We start from the raw sequence: 14655 nt of genomic DNA on the forward strand, positions 1-14655 counted from the left end.
CCGGTATGCGGCTCCGCCGCGCCGCGACCAGCCACGACGACGCCGCACCCGCCGGGCCGGCAGAAACCGACCCGGCGGGTAGGCGCCCCGCCGAAAAACTACGCCGCTTCCTTCGCCTTGCTCGCGTACATGTCCACGTACTCCTGCCCCGACAGCCGCATCACCTCGGCCATCACGGAGTCCGTCACGGCGCGCAGCACGTACCGGTCCCGGTCCATCCCCTCGTACCGGGAGAACTCCATCGGCTCACCGAACCGCACGGTCACCTGCCCCGGCCGCGGCATCCCCGACCCGCCCGGCTGGACCTTGTCCGTGCCGATCATGGCGAACGGCACCACCGGCGCACCGGTCATCAGCGTCAGCCGCGCGATACCGGTGCGCCCCCGGTACAGCCGCCCGTCGGGCGAGCGGGTGCCCTCGGGGTAGATGCCGAAGACCTTGCCCTCCTCCAGCACCCGGCGGCCGGTCATGAGCGCCGCGACACCGCCGCGGCCGCCGTCGCGGTCGACCGGGATCATGCCGACGCCGGTGAAGAACCAGGCCATCAGCCGGCCCTTGAACCCCTTGCCGGTGACGTACTCGTCCTTGCCGATGAAGAACACCTGACGGTCGCAGACGACCGGCAGGATCATCGAGTCGATGAAGGTGAGGTGGTTGCCGGCCAGGATCACCGGGCCGTCGCCCGGGATGTGCTCGGCGCCCTCGACCCGGAAACGGAACATCAGGCGCATGACCGGTCCGAGCACTGCCTTGATGATCGCGAAGCGGGACAACGGGCCCTCCGGTGTCAAGGGAGTCGGTATGGAGTCTGTGCAGGTGAGGACGATACTCGCGGCCAGGGGGCCGGCGCACATCGGGTTCACCCAGGTCTTACGCACTGTTGACGCCCGTTCACCTGCGGTGCCGCCGTGTGGACGGCATGTGACGCGCGGGCGAGATGTGACCGACGGCTCACCCGGACACCGCACGAGTACCCCTACGGCGGGTCACCAGGCGGGGGACCAGACGGAATACGACATCCGCAGTCATCCGCGTGTTCCGGCCGAGGCCTCCCCTTCGTCATGTGCACGCCCCTACGATCGCCGCGCACGGACAACCGAGGGGCAGGAGGCCGCAGATGGGCACACAGCAGTCGCGGGAGACCGAGGGCACGAGCGGGGGGACCGGACGGCGCGCGCTGCTCGGCGCGGCGGTGCTCGGCGCCGGCGCCTCCGTGCTGGGGCTCACCGGCACGGCGCGGGCAGCCGACGGTGCCGCGCGGCACGGCGGGGGCCTGAAGAGCCTGCCCGTGCCGACGGTCATCGGCCACCGCGGCGCCAGCGGTTACCGGCCGGAGCACACCTTCGGCTCCTACCAACTGGCTCTCGACCTGGGTGCCGACATCGTCGAGGCCGGCGACCTCGTGCCCACCAAGGACGGCCATCTGGTGTGCCGGCACGAGCCGGAGATCGGCGGCACCACGGACGTCGCCGACCATCCCGAGTTCGCCGACCGCAGGACCACCAAGACCCTCGACGGCGTGCCCACCACGGGCTGGTTCACCGAGGACTTCACCCTCGCCGAGCTGAAGACCCTGCGCGCGATCGAGCGCATCCCCGCCAACCGGCCGCACAACACGCTCTACGACGGCCGCTGGGAGATCCCCACCTTCGAAGAGGTCCTGAAGTGGCAGGACGAGCAGACCCGCAAGCGCGGCAAGCAGGTGTGGATCTACCCCGAGACCAAGCACCCCACCTACTTCCGCAAGCTGGGCCTCGGCCTGGAGGAGCGGGTGGCCAAGCTGCTGCACAAGCACGGCAAGGACAAGCGCACCTCGCCGGTCATCCTGCAGTCCTTCGAACCCACCAGCATCCAGCGGCTGAACAAGCTCGTCGACAACCCGCTGGTCGTGCTGCTGTCGTCCGCGAGCAGCCGTCCGTACGACTTCGTCGAGTCCGGTGACCCGCGTACGGTCGCCGACCTCATCACCCCCAAGGGCCTGCGCGAGATCGCCGGCTACGCGCAGGGCATCGGGCCCACGCTGGACCTGGTCATCCCCAAGGACGCGAGCGGCAACCTCACCCGGCCGACCACGCTGGTCGCCGACGCGCACAAGGTGGGGCTGGTCCTGCACCCCTACACCATGCGCAACGAGAACCTCTTCCTGCCGGCCGGCTTCCGCAAGGGGACCGACGCCGACGGTTACGGCGACGCGTTCGGCGCCTTCCGGACGTACTTCGCCACCGGCATCGACGGCGTCTTCACCGACAACCCGGACACCGGACTGCTGGCCCGCGAGGCCTTCGTCAACGGCTGACCGACTCGTTGGAGTGAGCTCACGGCCGCCCGGGCAACCCACCGCCCGGGCCGCCGCGTCGTTGCGGACATGACGCACGACGTGCCGCACAGGGCACACGACCTGCTCGCCATCCTGCGCCCGCTGCTCGCCGCCGAGGCCCGGGCCGAGGCGCACGCCTGCGGGGGCGAGGCCGCGGACCTGGAACAGGAGGTCTGGCTGCGGCTGCTCGAACGCCTCGCCGCCGCCGACCCGCCGCCCGATCCGCACGGCTGGCTGCGCCGGGCCGTCCGCGCCGAGGCCCGCCGCACCCGTCGCACACGGCGGTGGGAGCAGCGCTACGACGGTGATCCGGCCGGCAAGGAGCCCGGGCCGGAAGCGCTCGTGCTGGCCGCCGCGCGGGGGCGGGCGCTTCGGGCCGCGGTGCGCCGGCTGCCGGGCCGCTGCCCGGGGCTGCTGGAGGCGCTGCTGTCGCCGCGGGACCCGACATACCGGGAGATCGCGGGGGAGTTGGGTATCTCACAGGGCAGTCTCGGCCCGGAACGCTCCAGATGTCTGGGATGTCTGCGTCGTTTGCTCGTAGGGGAGGTTGCGGCGCGCTGACCGCGGGGATAGGAGTGGGGGACGACAGATGATCAGGTGAGCGGGAGGCGTGCGCACATGGGCATGAGCGTGACCATCTCTGCGGCGACCGAGCAGGATGCCGAGCAGATTTTCAGGCTGCAGTACCTGTGCTTCCAGAGCGAAGCCGCGCTGTACGGCAACTACCGCATCGACCCGCTCGTCCAGACCCTGGACTCGGTGCGCGAGGAGGTCGCCCGGGACTGCGTCCATGTGGCGCGGCTCGGCGACGAGGTGGTCGGCTCGGTGCGCGGCCGTGTCACCGAGGACGGCTCCGCGGCCATCGGCAAGCTGTGCGTCCACCCGCGACTGCAGGGCCACGGCATCGGCGCCCGGCTGCTGCGCACGGCCGAGACGGCGCTCGCCGAGGAGCACGGGGTCACACGGTTCCGCCTGCACACCGGCCACCGCAGCGAGGGCAACCTGCGGCTGTACCGCAAGGTCGGCTACCAGGCGGTCGGCACCGCCGAGGGCACGGACGGCGTCCGGATGATCGTCCTGGAGAAGCCGGCCGGGGTGTACCTGCAGACGGCGTGACTCAGGGCTGCTGCTGCCGCCGTGATGTGCGCAGCCAGTAGATCGCCGAGAGCGGCAGCAGCACCGGGATGAAGAGGTACCCCATGCCGTAGTCGGACCACACGGTCGCGTCGGGGAACGCCGACGGCTGCACCAGGGTCCAGGTGCCGACGGTCAGCACGCCCGCGAGTTCGGCGGCGCAGCACCACAGGGCGGCGCGGCGAGCGGTCTCACCGCCGCGCACCAGGGAGTACGTGATGAAGCCGTAGACGACTCCGGCCACCGCCGACAGCGAGTAGGCCAGCGGCGCCCGGTCGAACTCGGTCGCGATCTGGTACACGGACCGCGACACCGCGCCGACCACCATCACGCCGTACAGCCACACCAGCAGCATGCCGGGCCCGCTGATCAGCCGGGCCGGCTTCTCCTGCACCGCCGTCATCTCAGCCTCCCCAGATGTCGTAGAGCCGTACTTCCAGCACGGCGAGCACCACGCCGCCCGCGGCGACGGTCACCGAACCCCACCGGGTGCGTTCGGCCAGCGACATGAAGCCGGCCGCCGGGACACACGCGAAGGCGCCCAGCAGATACGCCACGAAGATCGCCGTGCCCTGCTCCGGCTTCTCGCCCCGCGCCAGCTGCACGATCCCGACCACCAGCTGGACCACCGCCAGCAGCGAGACCACGGCCATGCCGATGAAGTGCCAGTCCTTGGTCGGCTGGTCTCGGTAGGCCGCCCAGCCGCACCAGGCGGCCAGCAACAGCGCGGCGACCCCGGTCACCAGCGTCAGGACATCTAGCATGCAGCGACTTTATTACGACCGAATCGCCCCACCGTCCCCGCCCCCGGCCTCCTCGGCCATGACGAGCCCGGCGTTCGCGCCCCGCCGCCACAGCCGGCGCCGCCACGGCCCGGCATGGGCGTCCGGCGGTTCGGTGAGTACGGGGTTCGGGCCCGTCTCGATCAGATGCAGCAGTAACCAGGCGACGCCGTAGCAGTCGTCCGGCCCGAAGCAGCCCGCCCGGGCGCCGCCGGCCTCCTCCCCAGGGCCCACGTCCGCGCCGACACAGCACCCCCGGCAGGGCCGCCGTGGCGTTGGCCACAGCCCGACGCGGCCATGGGCGGTGCGCCGGCCTGGTCGTGGGCGACCCGTCGGCCCCGTCCGCACTGGTCACCGGCGAGGGTGTCGCGATCGGCGTACGGGTGTGCGTCGCGTCCGGCGCCGTCCCACCGCTGTCCACTATCCGGACAGCGGTGACCGGTCAGCACCGTAGGTCTGGTTTACTGATCGCATGACCACGACGAGCGACCGCACCCCTGCGACCGAGGCGACCATGACGCCCGGTGCTCGTTGTATGTGTCGTACGCGCCGAATGTGCGCCTGCTAGAGGGCCCCCGCACCACCCGAGCCTCGCGCCCCGAAGCGAGTGCCCGCTCGTGTTCCGCCCTGCGCGACCGAGCCCCGCCCCCGCGCGCACGTTCCCACCCCCCACGGCCGCACCCCGCGCCGAAGAACATGCCGCGTCCCGGCTGCCTTCGATTCTTCATGCCCCGTGCCCGGCGCCCACGACGTGCCGCGCACTCGACAGCGACGGAAACCCCACGTGATCACCACACAGGGCCTCACCAAGGTCTACCGCTCACGCGGCCGCGAGGTCACCGCCCTGGCCGGCGTCGACCTGCACGTCCGCGAAGGCGAGGTCTACGGCGTCATCGGCCAGTCCGGCGCCGGCAAATCCTCCCTCATCCGCTGCGTCAACCTGCTGGAGCGCCCCACCTCCGGCACCGTGACCGTCGACGGCCAGGACCTCACCGCCCTGGCCGGGCGCGGTCCGCGCGCCGGCCGTGAGCTGCGGCAGGCGCGCAGCCGGATCGGCATGGTCTTCCAGCACTTCAACCTGCTGTCCTCGCGGACCGTGCAGGACAACGTCGAGCTCCCCCTGGAGATCCTCGGCCGCTCCGGCAAGGACCGCTCCCGCAAGGCGCTGGAACTCCTCGACCTCGTCGGCCTCGCCGACAAGGCGGGCGCCTACCCCGCCCAGCTCTCCGGCGGCCAGAAGCAGCGCGTCGGCATCGCCCGCGCCCTGGCCGGCGACCCCACGGTGCTGCTGTCCGACGAGGCCACCAGCGCCCTGGACCCGGAGACCACCCGCTCCATCCTGACCCTGCTGCGCGACCTCAACCGCGAACTCGGTCTCACCGTCCTGCTCATCACCCACGAGATGGACGTCGTGAAGACGGTCTGCGACTCCGCCGCGCTCATGGAGAAGGGCCGCATCGTCGAGTCCGGCACGGTCAGCGAACTGCTCGCCACCCCCGGCAGCAAGCTCGCCACCGCGCTGTTCCCGGTCGGCGGCGACGCCTCCGGGGACGACCGCACCGTCCTCGACGTCACCTTCCACGGCGAGGCCGCCACCCAGCCCGTCATCTCCCAGCTCGCGCGCACCTACAACATCGACATCTCGATCCTCGGCGCCGCCATCGACACCGTCGGCGGACTGCAGATCGGCCGCATGCGCATCGAACTGCCCGGGCGCTACGAGGACAACGTCGTGCCCATCGGCTTCCTGCGCGAGCAGGGACTCCAGATCGACGTCCTGGGCCAGGAGCCCGTGCTGGTGAAGGAAGGTGCCAAGTGACCTGGTCCGAGATGCAGCCCCTGCTGTCGCAGGCGTGTTGGGACACCCTCTACATGGTGGGCTGGTCCACCCTCATCGCCGTCGTCGGCGGCCTGCCGCTCGGCATCCTGCTCGTGCTCACGGACCGCGGCGGGCTACTGCAGAACGTCGTCGCGAACAAGGTCATCGGGCAGATCGTGAACATCGCCCGCTCGATGCCGTTCATCATCCTGATGGTCGCGCTGATGGGCTTCACCCGCTGGGTCACCGGCACCACCATCGGCCGCGACGCCGCGATCGTGCCGCTCGCGATCGGCGCGATCCCGTTCTTCGCGCGGCTCGTCGAGACATCCGTCCGCGAAGTGGACGGCGGTCTCGTGGAGGCGGTGCAGGCCATGGGCGGCAGCACCTGGAAGGTCGTCCGCAGCGTCCTCGTCCCCGAGTCGCTCCCCTCCCTGATCTCGGGCACCACCACCACGATCATCGCCCTCATCGGCTACTCGGCCATGGCCGGCACCGTCGGCGCGGGCGGCCTCGGCGACATCGCCATCCGCTACGGCTACCAGCGCTTCGAGACCGGACTGATGTGGATCACGGTGGCCATCCTGGCCGTCGTCATCTCCCTGCTGCAGTTCGTCGGCGACTACGCCGCCCGCACCCTGCACCGCCGCACCGGCAAGACCGGCGGCCTGCTGCTGTTCCGGCCCATGCGGGGCGTCTTCGGCGGCACGGTCGCCGCCGACGCCGTCCGCAAGGGCTGACCGGCACGCACCCCCGAACTCCCCGTCCACCTCATGACGGGGTCGCACCACCCATAAGGAAAGGCACTTTTCGTGCGTAACACCGCCAAGATCACCACCGCCGTCCTCGCCGCCGCAGCCCTCACCCTGGGCCTGTCCGCGTGCGGCTCGGACAAGGACTCCGCCAAGGACCCGGGCGCCACGCTGACGGTCGCCGCCACGCCCACCCCGCAGGGCGAGATCCTCACCTATATCAAGGACCACCTGGCGCAGAAGGCCGGCCTCAAGCTCGAGGTCAAGGAGTTCACCGACTACGTGACTCCGAACACGGCCGTCCAGCAGGGCGAGGTCGACGCCAACTACTTCCAGCACAAGCCGTACCTCGACGACTTCAACAAGAAGAACGGCACCGACATCGTCCCGGTGCCCGGCGGCACGGTGCACCTGGAACCGCTCGGCGTCTACTCCAAGAGCCTGAAGAAGCTCGACGACCTCAAGGCCGGCGCCACCGTCGCGCTGCCCAACGACACCACCAACGAGGCCCGCGCGCTCAAGCTCCTCGAGGACAACGGGGTCATCAAGCTCAAGGCCGGTGCCGGGTACTCCGCGACCCCCAAGGACGTCACGTCCAACCCCAAGAACCTGAAGTTCAAGGAGCTGGAGGCGGCCCAGCTGCCGCGCTCCCTCGGTGACGTGGACGCCGCCGTGATCAACGGCAACTACGCGCTGGAGGCGAAGCTCAGCCCCGCCAAGGACGCCCTCGTCGCGGAGAAGGCCCAGAACAACCCGTACGCCAACTTCCTCGCCGTGAAGAAGGGCGACGAGAGCGACCCGCGCGTCAAGAAGCTCGCTGGGCTCCTCACCTCGCCCGAGGTGAAGAAGTTCATCGAGGACAAGTACCAGGGCGCCGTCGTCCCGGCGTTCTGAGCCGGCACGTGCGCCAACGGGGTCCACTCCTCACGGGGGGTGGACCCCGTTGTGCGGTTCAGTGGTTACATGCTGCATGCTGGGCAGTTCAGCAGGCCTGACGGTCTCTCAAGAATCTCCCGAAGGTTACGGAGCGGCGCATGACTAGCACCTTCCCCAACATCTCCATCAGCACGGAGCGGTTGGTGCTGCGTCCCCTCGACGAGGACGATGTGCCCGCACTGACCGAGATGATGAACGACGAGCAGGTCGCCGCCTGGACCGACGTGCCCCGGCCGTTCACCGAGGACGCCGCCCGGCAGTGGATCACCGAGTACGCCCGCACCGAGCGCACCACGGGACGCGGCCTGGACCTCGCCGTCACCGAGTTCCTCACCCAGCGCCTGGTCGGCGTCGTCCAGCTCACCAGGACCGACTGGCACATCCGGTCCACCGAACTGTCGTACATCGTCGCCCCCTGGGCCCGCGGCGAGGGCTACGCCTCCGAGGCCGCGCTCGCCACGTCCCAGTGGCTCTTCAACGACCAGAAGTTCGAACGCATCGAGCTGCGCACCGCCGCCGACAACACCGCCTCCCAGCAGGTCGCCCAGAAGATCGGCTGCATCAGCGAGGGCGTGCTGCGCAACGCCTGCATAGTCCACGTCCGCACCGAGGACGGTACGTGGACCGACGTGCGTACCGACTTCATCGTGTGGAGCCTGCTCCCGGAGGACCTCGAGGGCGCCGACGAGCAGCTCGCCGACACCGGTGGGTTCGCGCCGTACTCCGACTGGAACTGAGTCGCGGCACCCCACCAGGTACGCTCGAAGCCGCCCCCGGGCCCAGCACCCCTGACGACCTGCGCAAACCTGGAGACTGACGACGATGGCCGACCGGGTCACGGTGATCGGCTGGGACGGCTCGCCGCTGACCGAGGCGGCACGCGCCGCCCTCGGCGCCGCCACGCTGGTGGCCGGTGCCGCCCACCACCTGGCACTGCCCGAGGTGCCGCCCGGCGCCGAGCGCATCCGCCTGGGCAGCGTCGCCCTCGCCGCCCGCCGCATCGCCGCCCACCGCGGCACCGCCGTCGTCCTCGCCGACGGCGACCCCGGCTTCTTCGGCGTCGTGCGCACCCTGCGCGCCCCCGAGTTCGGCCTCGAAGTCGAGGTCGTCCCCGCGGTCTCCTCCGTCGCCGCCGCTTTCGCCCGCGCCGCCATGCCCTGGGACGACGCCCTGGTGGTCGTCGCCCACCCGCGCACCCTGCGCCGCGCGGTCAACGTGTGCCGCGCCCACACCAAGGTCGCCGTCCTCACCGCCCCCGGCGCCGGCCCCGCCGAGCTGGGGCTGCTCCTGGACGGCGTCCACCGCACCTTCGTCATCTGCGAGGAACTCGGCACCGACCGCGAACAGGTCTCCGTCGTCACCTCCGACAAAGCCGCCGACCACAGCTGGCGCGACCCGAACGTCGTCATCGTCATCGGCGGCCGGGCCGGCGCCGCGGAGGACGGCGGCTGGATCGCCGGCCGCGACCCGGCCACCACCCCGCGCGGCTGGACCCTGCCCGCCGACGCCTACGACGGCGACCTCGGCGAGGGCGAGACGGAACAGCTGCGCGCCGCGCAACTCGCCCGCCTCGGACCCCGCGTCGGCGACCTCGTGTGGGACATCGGCTGCGGCTCCGGCGCCTTCGCCACCGAAGCCGCACGCGCCGGCGCCGCCGTCCTCGCCGTCGACCGGGACCTGGACGCCTGCGCCCGCACCGACGCCGCCGCGCGCCGCCACGGCGTCCAGCTGCAGGTCGTCCACGGCACCGCCCCGCAGGTCCTGGAGGACCTGCCCGAACCCGACGTCGTACGGGTCGGCGGCGGGGGAGCGGCCGTCGTCTCGGCCGTCGCCGACCGGCGCCCGCAGCGCATCGTGACCCACGCCGGAACCCGGGACGCCGCCGAACTCATCGGCCGCGACCTGACCGAGCACGGCTACCACGTCCAGTGCGCCCTGCTGCAGTCCGTCGAGCTCGACACCCGCGCCTGGACCGAGACCGAGCGGAGCGTGGCGTTCCTGCTCACCGGGGTGCTCGCGGACCGAACCCCGTGATCGGCTTGTCGTATCGCGGGGTAGGCTGGCCGATCGTCGTACCGCAACCGGTCGTCCGGCGCTCCGCCGGTCAATGTCCGTAAAAACCGGTCCGTTTCGGGGCGGGTGTGGTACGGCAGAACGCGTGGATGCGCAACGTGGCGCAGTCCACAGCGGGCTGTCGCGGATCACGCTGTCGCGACGGCGCAACGGCCGGGACAATGCCACTGAATGGCTTTGTCGCCTTTTCCGGGCGGTCGTTCGTGCCGCTGGGCACGCCCGCTCGTTCTTCACTGCGGGGCGGTCGGTGCGCCGTTCCGGGTGAACTGGTCGTAGAGGCACTAACCGATGGGCGAGGGGTACGCATGACCGACACCGGCCAGGTCCCGGGCGAGGGGCTGCCGGAGAACGCAGGCACGGTGGAGCAGCCGGGCGTCTCCGCGCCCGGTGCGTACGCCTACCTCTCCGAGAGTCCCGCCGAGGACGAAGACCTGCTGCTGCCGGGCTCCCACGGGGCCTGGGGCAACGAGGTGGCGCCGCCCGCGCCCGAGCCGGTCGTCGAGGCCGTGCACGAGCCGGGCCCGCACGAGCTGTCCGGCCGCGACAGCGGCTCCGTCGATCTGAACGGGGTACGGCTCCCGGGCCCGGCGCCGCAGCGTACGGCGCCCACCCGACCCATCCCGCCGATCACGCCCCGCCGGCCGTTGCACCTCGGCCCGCCGATCCCGGACACCTCCGCCAGCCCGGTCCGCTCCCTTGCCGACCGCGGCCCCGCGGACGCGCCGGTCCGGCAGGCGGCCCCGTCGACGACCGGCCCCGAGTACCTGGACGCCCCGCAGCAGGGCGCCGCGCCGGCGTCCCCGGAGGCCGCGCCGTGGCCCGCGCAGGCCCAGGCGGCCGCCGGGGCGGCCCCTGCCGAAACGGTTGTTCCGGCGGCGGCCCCGCAGCCCGGCCCGGTGGACGCGGCCCAGGCCGCCGTGGCCCGCCTCGCGACGGAAGCGGTCACGGCGACGGGCAGCCACGTGCTGCCGCCGCAGGCCCAGGAGGCGGAGACGCAGGCGGCGGCGCACGGCGAGGCAGCCGACGCCGGTGCCGAGGCGCAGGCGCCGACCGAAACGCCGGCCCCGACGCAGGTGCCTGCACCGGCCGAACTGCCGGACGCCTTGGAGCCGGAGCAGGAGGCGCCGGCGGCTGCCGGGCCCGTCCCTGCCGAGACGCCGGTGCAGGACACGGCGGCCGAGGCAGGTGCCGAGGCGGCGCCTGCCGACGGCGCCGTGGGCGCCGCCGCCGCGGGCGCGCAGGCACCGGCCGACGCCCCGGAGCAGACGGTCGTGGCCGTGCCCGAGGCCGCCGAGGCCCCCGGCGCCCAGAACGCGTCGGCGGACGAGCCGACGGCCGCCGAGCGGACGGCCGCCGAGCCGATCGCCGACGAGCCGACCGCGGCGGAACCGGCCGTGGCGGGGGAGACCGTGGGCGCCCAGCCGAGCGAGGACGCCGCCGCGCAGACGCCTGAGCCGGTCGCCGTAGCGGACCAGCCCGCCGATGCCGCCCCGTCCGCCGCTCCGGCCGTGGAACCGGCGCAGTCCGCCGCTCCGGTCGTCGAGCCCGCGCCGGCCGCCGAGCCGCTCCCGGCCGAGGACACGCCTGCCGCCGAGCCGGTCGCAGCCCAGGTGGCCGAGCCCGCCGAGCCCGTGGCGCCCGAGACCGTCCAGCCGCTCGCCGCCCCGGCCGAGGCAGCGCAGGCCCCCGAACCGGCCGCCGCCGAGGCACCGCAGGCTTCCGCACTTCCCGCCGAAGCGCAGACTCCCGAGTCGGCTGCCCCCGAGGCACCGCAGGCCGACGAGCCGTCCGTGGCCGACGCCGCCCAGGCAACCGGCGCACCCGAGGCGCAGAACACCGACGCGATCCCGGCGGACGCGCCCGCGACGCCCGAGGTCCCCGCCGCAGCGCAGGCGCCCGAGGCGCCCGAGGTCCCGGCGGCGCAGGCGCCCGAGGCCACCGCGCCCGCCGAGGCACAGCCCGTCGCCGCGGCACCGCAGGCGGAGGCGCCCGCTGCCGTCACCGCCGAGGAAGCAGCCGCCGCACCGGCTCCGCAGGCAGAGGCGTCGCATGCGTCCGCACCGGGGGCAGCCGAACCCGCTGTCGAGGCCCCGCAGGCTCCTGAGCCTGCCGCTTCCGAGGACCAGGCCCCCCAGCCCGCCGCTGCCGAGCCGATCCCGGCCGAAGCCGTCCAGGCCACGGAGCCCACCCCCGCGGCAGCGCACCAGCCCGTCGAGCCCACCCCCGCCGAGGTCCCGCTGCCCGTCGACGCGACCGCCCCGGCCACCGAGCCGGGCGCCGCCGCGTCCCCGCAGCTCATCGAGGCCCCGGCCGCCGACCAGGGCACCGCCCAGGTCGCCGCCCCGCAGGACGCGTCCGCCGCCGCACACCCCCCGGTGGCCGCCGCCGCAGCCCAGGAGGTCCCCCTGTCGACCCCGGACGAAGCGGCGCAGCCCGCGCCCGCCCCGGCCTCCCCGCCGGACACCCCGCCCGCCGTCACGGTCCCCGCCGCCCCGCCCCTCCAGGGCCCGCAGGTGCCGCAGGCGCAGGACGCCCCGCAGCCGCCGTCGGCCGTCGCGGCGCCCGAGGCTCCGCAGACGACCGTCCCCGACGCTCCGCAGGCCACCGCTCCGGAGGCCGCGCAGCCCGCCCCCGCTGCGTTTCCCGCGCCCTCCGACCTGCAGCCCGCCCCCTCCGGCTTCGTCACCCCGCTGCCGATCGGGCAGTTCGTGCCGGTGGAGGGTCAGGTGCCGACCACTCCGCACCTCGCCCCGACCCCGCCGCACCCCCTCACCCTGCCCGCGGAGGAACAGGTCGCGCACCCGGCCGCCCCGGTCCCGGCCCCCCGCGAGGCCGAGGCCGACGCCGGCGTCGTACAGCACGCGGACGATCTGCAGACGAGGGCCGCGGACCAGGAAGACCTGGCACCGCAGGTGGACCAGGAACAGCCGGAAGCCCGGGACGACCGGGAAGAAGAGAGCAAGGCCGCCGTGGCAGAGGCACCAGAGTCCACCGGTCCGGCCGCACCCGGCTATGACGAGGCCGAGCGCGAAGCCGTGCTGAAGGTGATGCGCGAGCGCCGCGACATCCGCAACGGCTTCCGCAGCGACCCCATCCCGCACGAGGTCCTGCTGCGCGTCCTGGAGGCGGCCCACCACGCGCCGTCGGTCGGCCACTCCCAGCCGTGGGACTTCGTCGTCATCCGCTCCGCGGACACCCGCCGCGCGATGCACGAGTTGGCGATGCGGCAGCGCGAGGCGTACGCCAAGTCGCTGCCGAAGGGCCGGGCGAAGCAGTTCAAGGAACTGAAGATCGAGGCGATCCTCGACACCCCGGTGAACATCGTCGTCACCGCCGACCCGACGCGCGGCGGCCGCCACACCCTCGGCCGCCACACCCAGCCGCAGATGGCGCCGTACTCCGCCGCGCTCGCCGTGGAGAACCTGTGGCTCGCCGCCCGCGCGGAGGGCCTCGGCGTCGGCTGGGTCAGCTTCTTCGACGAGCGGGAGATGGTCCGCGCGCTCGGCCTGCCCGAGCACCTGGAGGTCATCGCCTACCTGTGCGTCGGGTACGTCGACGAGTTCCCGGACGAGCCCGAGCTGATGCAGGCCGGCTGGTCCAAGCGCCGCCCGCTGTCCTGGGTCGTGCACGAGGAGACGTACGGCCGCCGCGCGCTGCCCGGCGAGGAGCCGCACGACCTGCTCGCCGAGACGGTCGCGCAGATCCGCCCGCTGGACGCCAAGGCGCTCGGCGAGGCCTGGGAGCGGCAGAAGCGGATGACCAAGCCGGCCGGTGCGCTCGGCATGCTGGAGATCATCTCCGCGCAGCTGTCCGGCCTGTCCCGGCAGTGCCCTCCGCCGATCCCGGAGCCCGCCGCCGTCGCGATCTTCGCGGGCGACCACGGCGTGCACGCACAGGGCGTCACTCCCTGGCCGCAGGAGGTCACCGCCCAGATGGTGGCCAACTTCCTGGGCGGCGGAGCGGTCTGCAACGCCTTTGCGAACCAGGTCGGCGCCGAGGTCTGTGTGGTGGACGTCGGTGTCGTGGCCGACCTGCCCGCCACGCCCGGCCTGCTGCCCCGCAAGATCCGCGGCGGCACCTCCGACATGACCACCGGCCCCGCGATGACCCGCGAAGAGGCCAAGAAGGCCATCGAGGTCGGCATCGAGACCGCCCGCGACCTGGTGGCGGCCGGCAACAAGGCGCTGCTCACCGGCGAGATGGGCATCGCGAACACCACCGCGTCCGCCGCGCTGATCTCCGTCTACACCGGCGCCGACCCGGCCGAGGTCACCGGCCGCGGCACCGGCATCAACGACGAGACGCTGGCCCGCAAGACCGAGGTGGTCCGCCGCGCCCTGGAAGTGCACCAGCCGGATCCGGCCGACCCGATCGGCGTGCTCGCGGCGATCGGCGGCTTCGAGCACGCGGCCATGGTCGGCCTGTTGCTCGGCGGTGCCTCCCTGCGTACGCCGGTGATCCTGGACGGTGTCAGCGCGGGCGCCGCGGCCCTCGTCGCCCGGGCCATCGCGCCCGAGGTGCTCGCCGCCTGCATCGCCGGTCACCGCAGCGCCGAACCCGGCCATGTCGCCGCGCTCAACAGGCTCGGCCTGCGCCCCCTGGTCGACCTCGACCTGCGCCTCGGTGAGGGCACCGGCGCGCTGCTCGCCCTGCCGCTGGTGCAGTCCACGGCCCGGGCGATGCACGAGGTGGCGACGTTCGACTCGGCCGGCGTCACCGAGAAGTAGGCGACCCACTGACGGGTGGTCCGGCGTTCACCTGCCGGACCACCCGTGCGGTCCGCCCCGCCCACCGCCTAAAATCCGCACGTCAGGGCCGCTCCGGAGCCGCAGCGCGCCCCAC

Annotated in this window: 13 protein-coding genes; 9 read left to right on the plus strand and 4 right to left on the minus strand. The window is 73.1% G+C overall.

Translation table 11 applies throughout. The features are described 5' to 3' along the window. Positions 1-98: 98 nt before the first annotated feature. Positions 99-854, minus strand: coding sequence for a lysophospholipid acyltransferase family protein (locus AB0J12_RS16425; protein ID WP_363265146.1), 756 nt, complete (start codon positions 852-854; stop codon positions 99-101). A 263-nt stretch (positions 855-1117) separates the two neighbouring features. On the opposite strand from AB0J12_RS16425, the gene AB0J12_RS16430 reads away from it, so the two are divergent. The 3 genes from AB0J12_RS16430 to AB0J12_RS16440 all read left to right on the plus strand — a co-directional run bounded on the left by AB0J12_RS16430 (position 1118) and on the right by AB0J12_RS16440 (position 3433). Further along, on the plus strand, positions 1118-2296 hold the full coding sequence (locus tag AB0J12_RS16430) for a glycerophosphodiester phosphodiesterase (protein WP_363264974.1): 1179 nt from the start codon (positions 1118-1120) through the stop codon (positions 2294-2296). Between the two features lie 69 nt (positions 2297-2365). Then, positions 2366-2878, plus strand: a complete 513-nt coding sequence (locus AB0J12_RS16435; RefSeq protein WP_363264975.1) for a sigma-70 family RNA polymerase sigma factor — start codon at positions 2366-2368, stop codon at positions 2876-2878. A gap of 57 nt (positions 2879-2935) precedes the next feature. After that, entirely contained in the window at positions 2936-3433 is a 498-nt protein-coding gene (locus AB0J12_RS16440) for a GNAT family N-acetyltransferase (protein ID WP_363264976.1), read from the plus strand. A gap of 1 nt (position 3434) precedes the next feature. Here AB0J12_RS16440 and AB0J12_RS16445 read toward each other — a convergent pair whose 3' ends face one another. From AB0J12_RS16445 to AB0J12_RS16455, 3 genes are read right to left on the minus strand one after another with little or no spacing between them, the layout of a single operon-like run. After that, positions 3435-3854, minus strand: a complete 420-nt coding sequence (locus AB0J12_RS16445) for a hypothetical protein (RefSeq protein WP_363264977.1) — start codon at positions 3852-3854, stop codon at positions 3435-3437. A gap of 1 nt (position 3855) precedes the next feature. Continuing rightward, on the minus strand, positions 3856-4215 hold the full coding sequence (locus AB0J12_RS16450) for a hypothetical protein (protein WP_363264978.1): 360 nt from the start codon (positions 4213-4215) through the stop codon (positions 3856-3858). Positions 4216-4227: 12 nt separating this feature from the next. Beyond that, positions 4228-4467: a hypothetical protein gene (locus AB0J12_RS16455; protein ID WP_363264979.1), complete on the minus strand. Its 240-nt coding sequence runs from the start codon at positions 4465-4467 to the stop codon at positions 4228-4230. Positions 4468-5017: 550 nt separating this feature from the next. On the opposite strand from AB0J12_RS16455, the gene AB0J12_RS16460 reads away from it, so the two are divergent. From AB0J12_RS16460 to cobT, 6 genes are all read left to right on the plus strand, one after another. Continuing rightward, positions 5018-6052, plus strand: a complete 1035-nt coding sequence (locus AB0J12_RS16460; protein WP_363264980.1) for an ATP-binding cassette domain-containing protein — start codon at positions 5018-5020, stop codon at positions 6050-6052. Then, positions 6049-6792: a methionine ABC transporter permease gene (locus tag AB0J12_RS16465; RefSeq protein ID WP_363264981.1), complete on the plus strand. Its 744-nt coding sequence runs from the start codon at positions 6049-6051 to the stop codon at positions 6790-6792. The genes AB0J12_RS16460 and AB0J12_RS16465 overlap by 4 nt, the downstream gene beginning before the upstream one ends. A gap of 72 nt (positions 6793-6864) precedes the next feature. Then, positions 6865-7698: a MetQ/NlpA family ABC transporter substrate-binding protein gene (locus AB0J12_RS16470; RefSeq protein WP_363264982.1), complete on the plus strand. Its 834-nt coding sequence runs from the start codon at positions 6865-6867 to the stop codon at positions 7696-7698. Positions 7699-7838: 140 nt separating this feature from the next. Continuing rightward, complete coding sequence (locus AB0J12_RS16475; protein WP_363264983.1) at positions 7839-8477, plus strand: GNAT family N-acetyltransferase; 639 nt, start codon at positions 7839-7841, stop codon at positions 8475-8477. Positions 8478-8562: 85 nt separating this feature from the next. After that, the gene (gene cbiE, locus AB0J12_RS16480) at positions 8563-9774 is read left to right on the plus strand and encodes a precorrin-6y C5,15-methyltransferase (decarboxylating) subunit CbiE (RefSeq protein ID WP_363264984.1); all 1212 of its coding nucleotides are present in this window, start codon (positions 8563-8565) and stop codon (positions 9772-9774) included. 344 nt (positions 9775-10118) lie between these two features. Further along, entirely contained in the window at positions 10119-14540 is a 4422-nt protein-coding gene (cobT, locus tag AB0J12_RS16485) for a nicotinate-nucleotide--dimethylbenzimidazole phosphoribosyltransferase (RefSeq protein WP_363264985.1), read from the plus strand. Positions 14541-14655: the final 115 nt, after the last annotated feature.

It is taken from the genome of Streptomyces sp. NPDC049915 (assembly GCF_040656475.1).
Taxonomy (GTDB): Bacteria; Actinomycetota; Actinomycetes; order Streptomycetales; family Streptomycetaceae; genus Streptomyces.

Bases quoted from the DNA above. Each gene is read 5' to 3' on its own strand.
- AB0J12_RS16450 (WP_363264978.1), bottom strand. From the start codon at position 4,215: ATGCTAGATGTCCTGACGCTGGTGACCGGGGTCGCCGCGCTGTTGCTG.
- AB0J12_RS16440 (WP_363264976.1), top strand. From the start codon at position 2,936: ATGGGCATGAGCGTGACCATCTCTGCGGCGACCGAGCAGGATGCCGAG.
- AB0J12_RS16430 (WP_363264974.1), top strand. From the start codon at position 1,118: ATGGGCACACAGCAGTCGCGGGAGACCGAGGGCACGAGCGGGGGGACC.
- AB0J12_RS16475 (WP_363264983.1), top strand. From the start codon at position 7,839: ATGACTAGCACCTTCCCCAACATCTCCATCAGCACGGAGCGGTTGGTG.
- AB0J12_RS16445 (WP_363264977.1), bottom strand. From the start codon at position 3,854: ATGACGGCGGTGCAGGAGAAGCCGGCCCGGCTGATCAGCGGGCCCGGC.
- cobT (WP_363264985.1), top strand. From the start codon at position 10,119: ATGACCGACACCGGCCAGGTCCCGGGCGAGGGGCTGCCGGAGAACGCA.
- AB0J12_RS16425 (WP_363265146.1), bottom strand. From the start codon at position 854: ATGTGCGCCGGCCCCCTGGCCGCGAGTATCGTCCTCACCTGCACAGAC.
- cbiE (WP_363264984.1), top strand. From the start codon at position 8,563: ATGGCCGACCGGGTCACGGTGATCGGCTGGGACGGCTCGCCGCTGACC.
- AB0J12_RS16435 (WP_363264975.1), top strand. From the start codon at position 2,366: ATGACGCACGACGTGCCGCACAGGGCACACGACCTGCTCGCCATCCTG.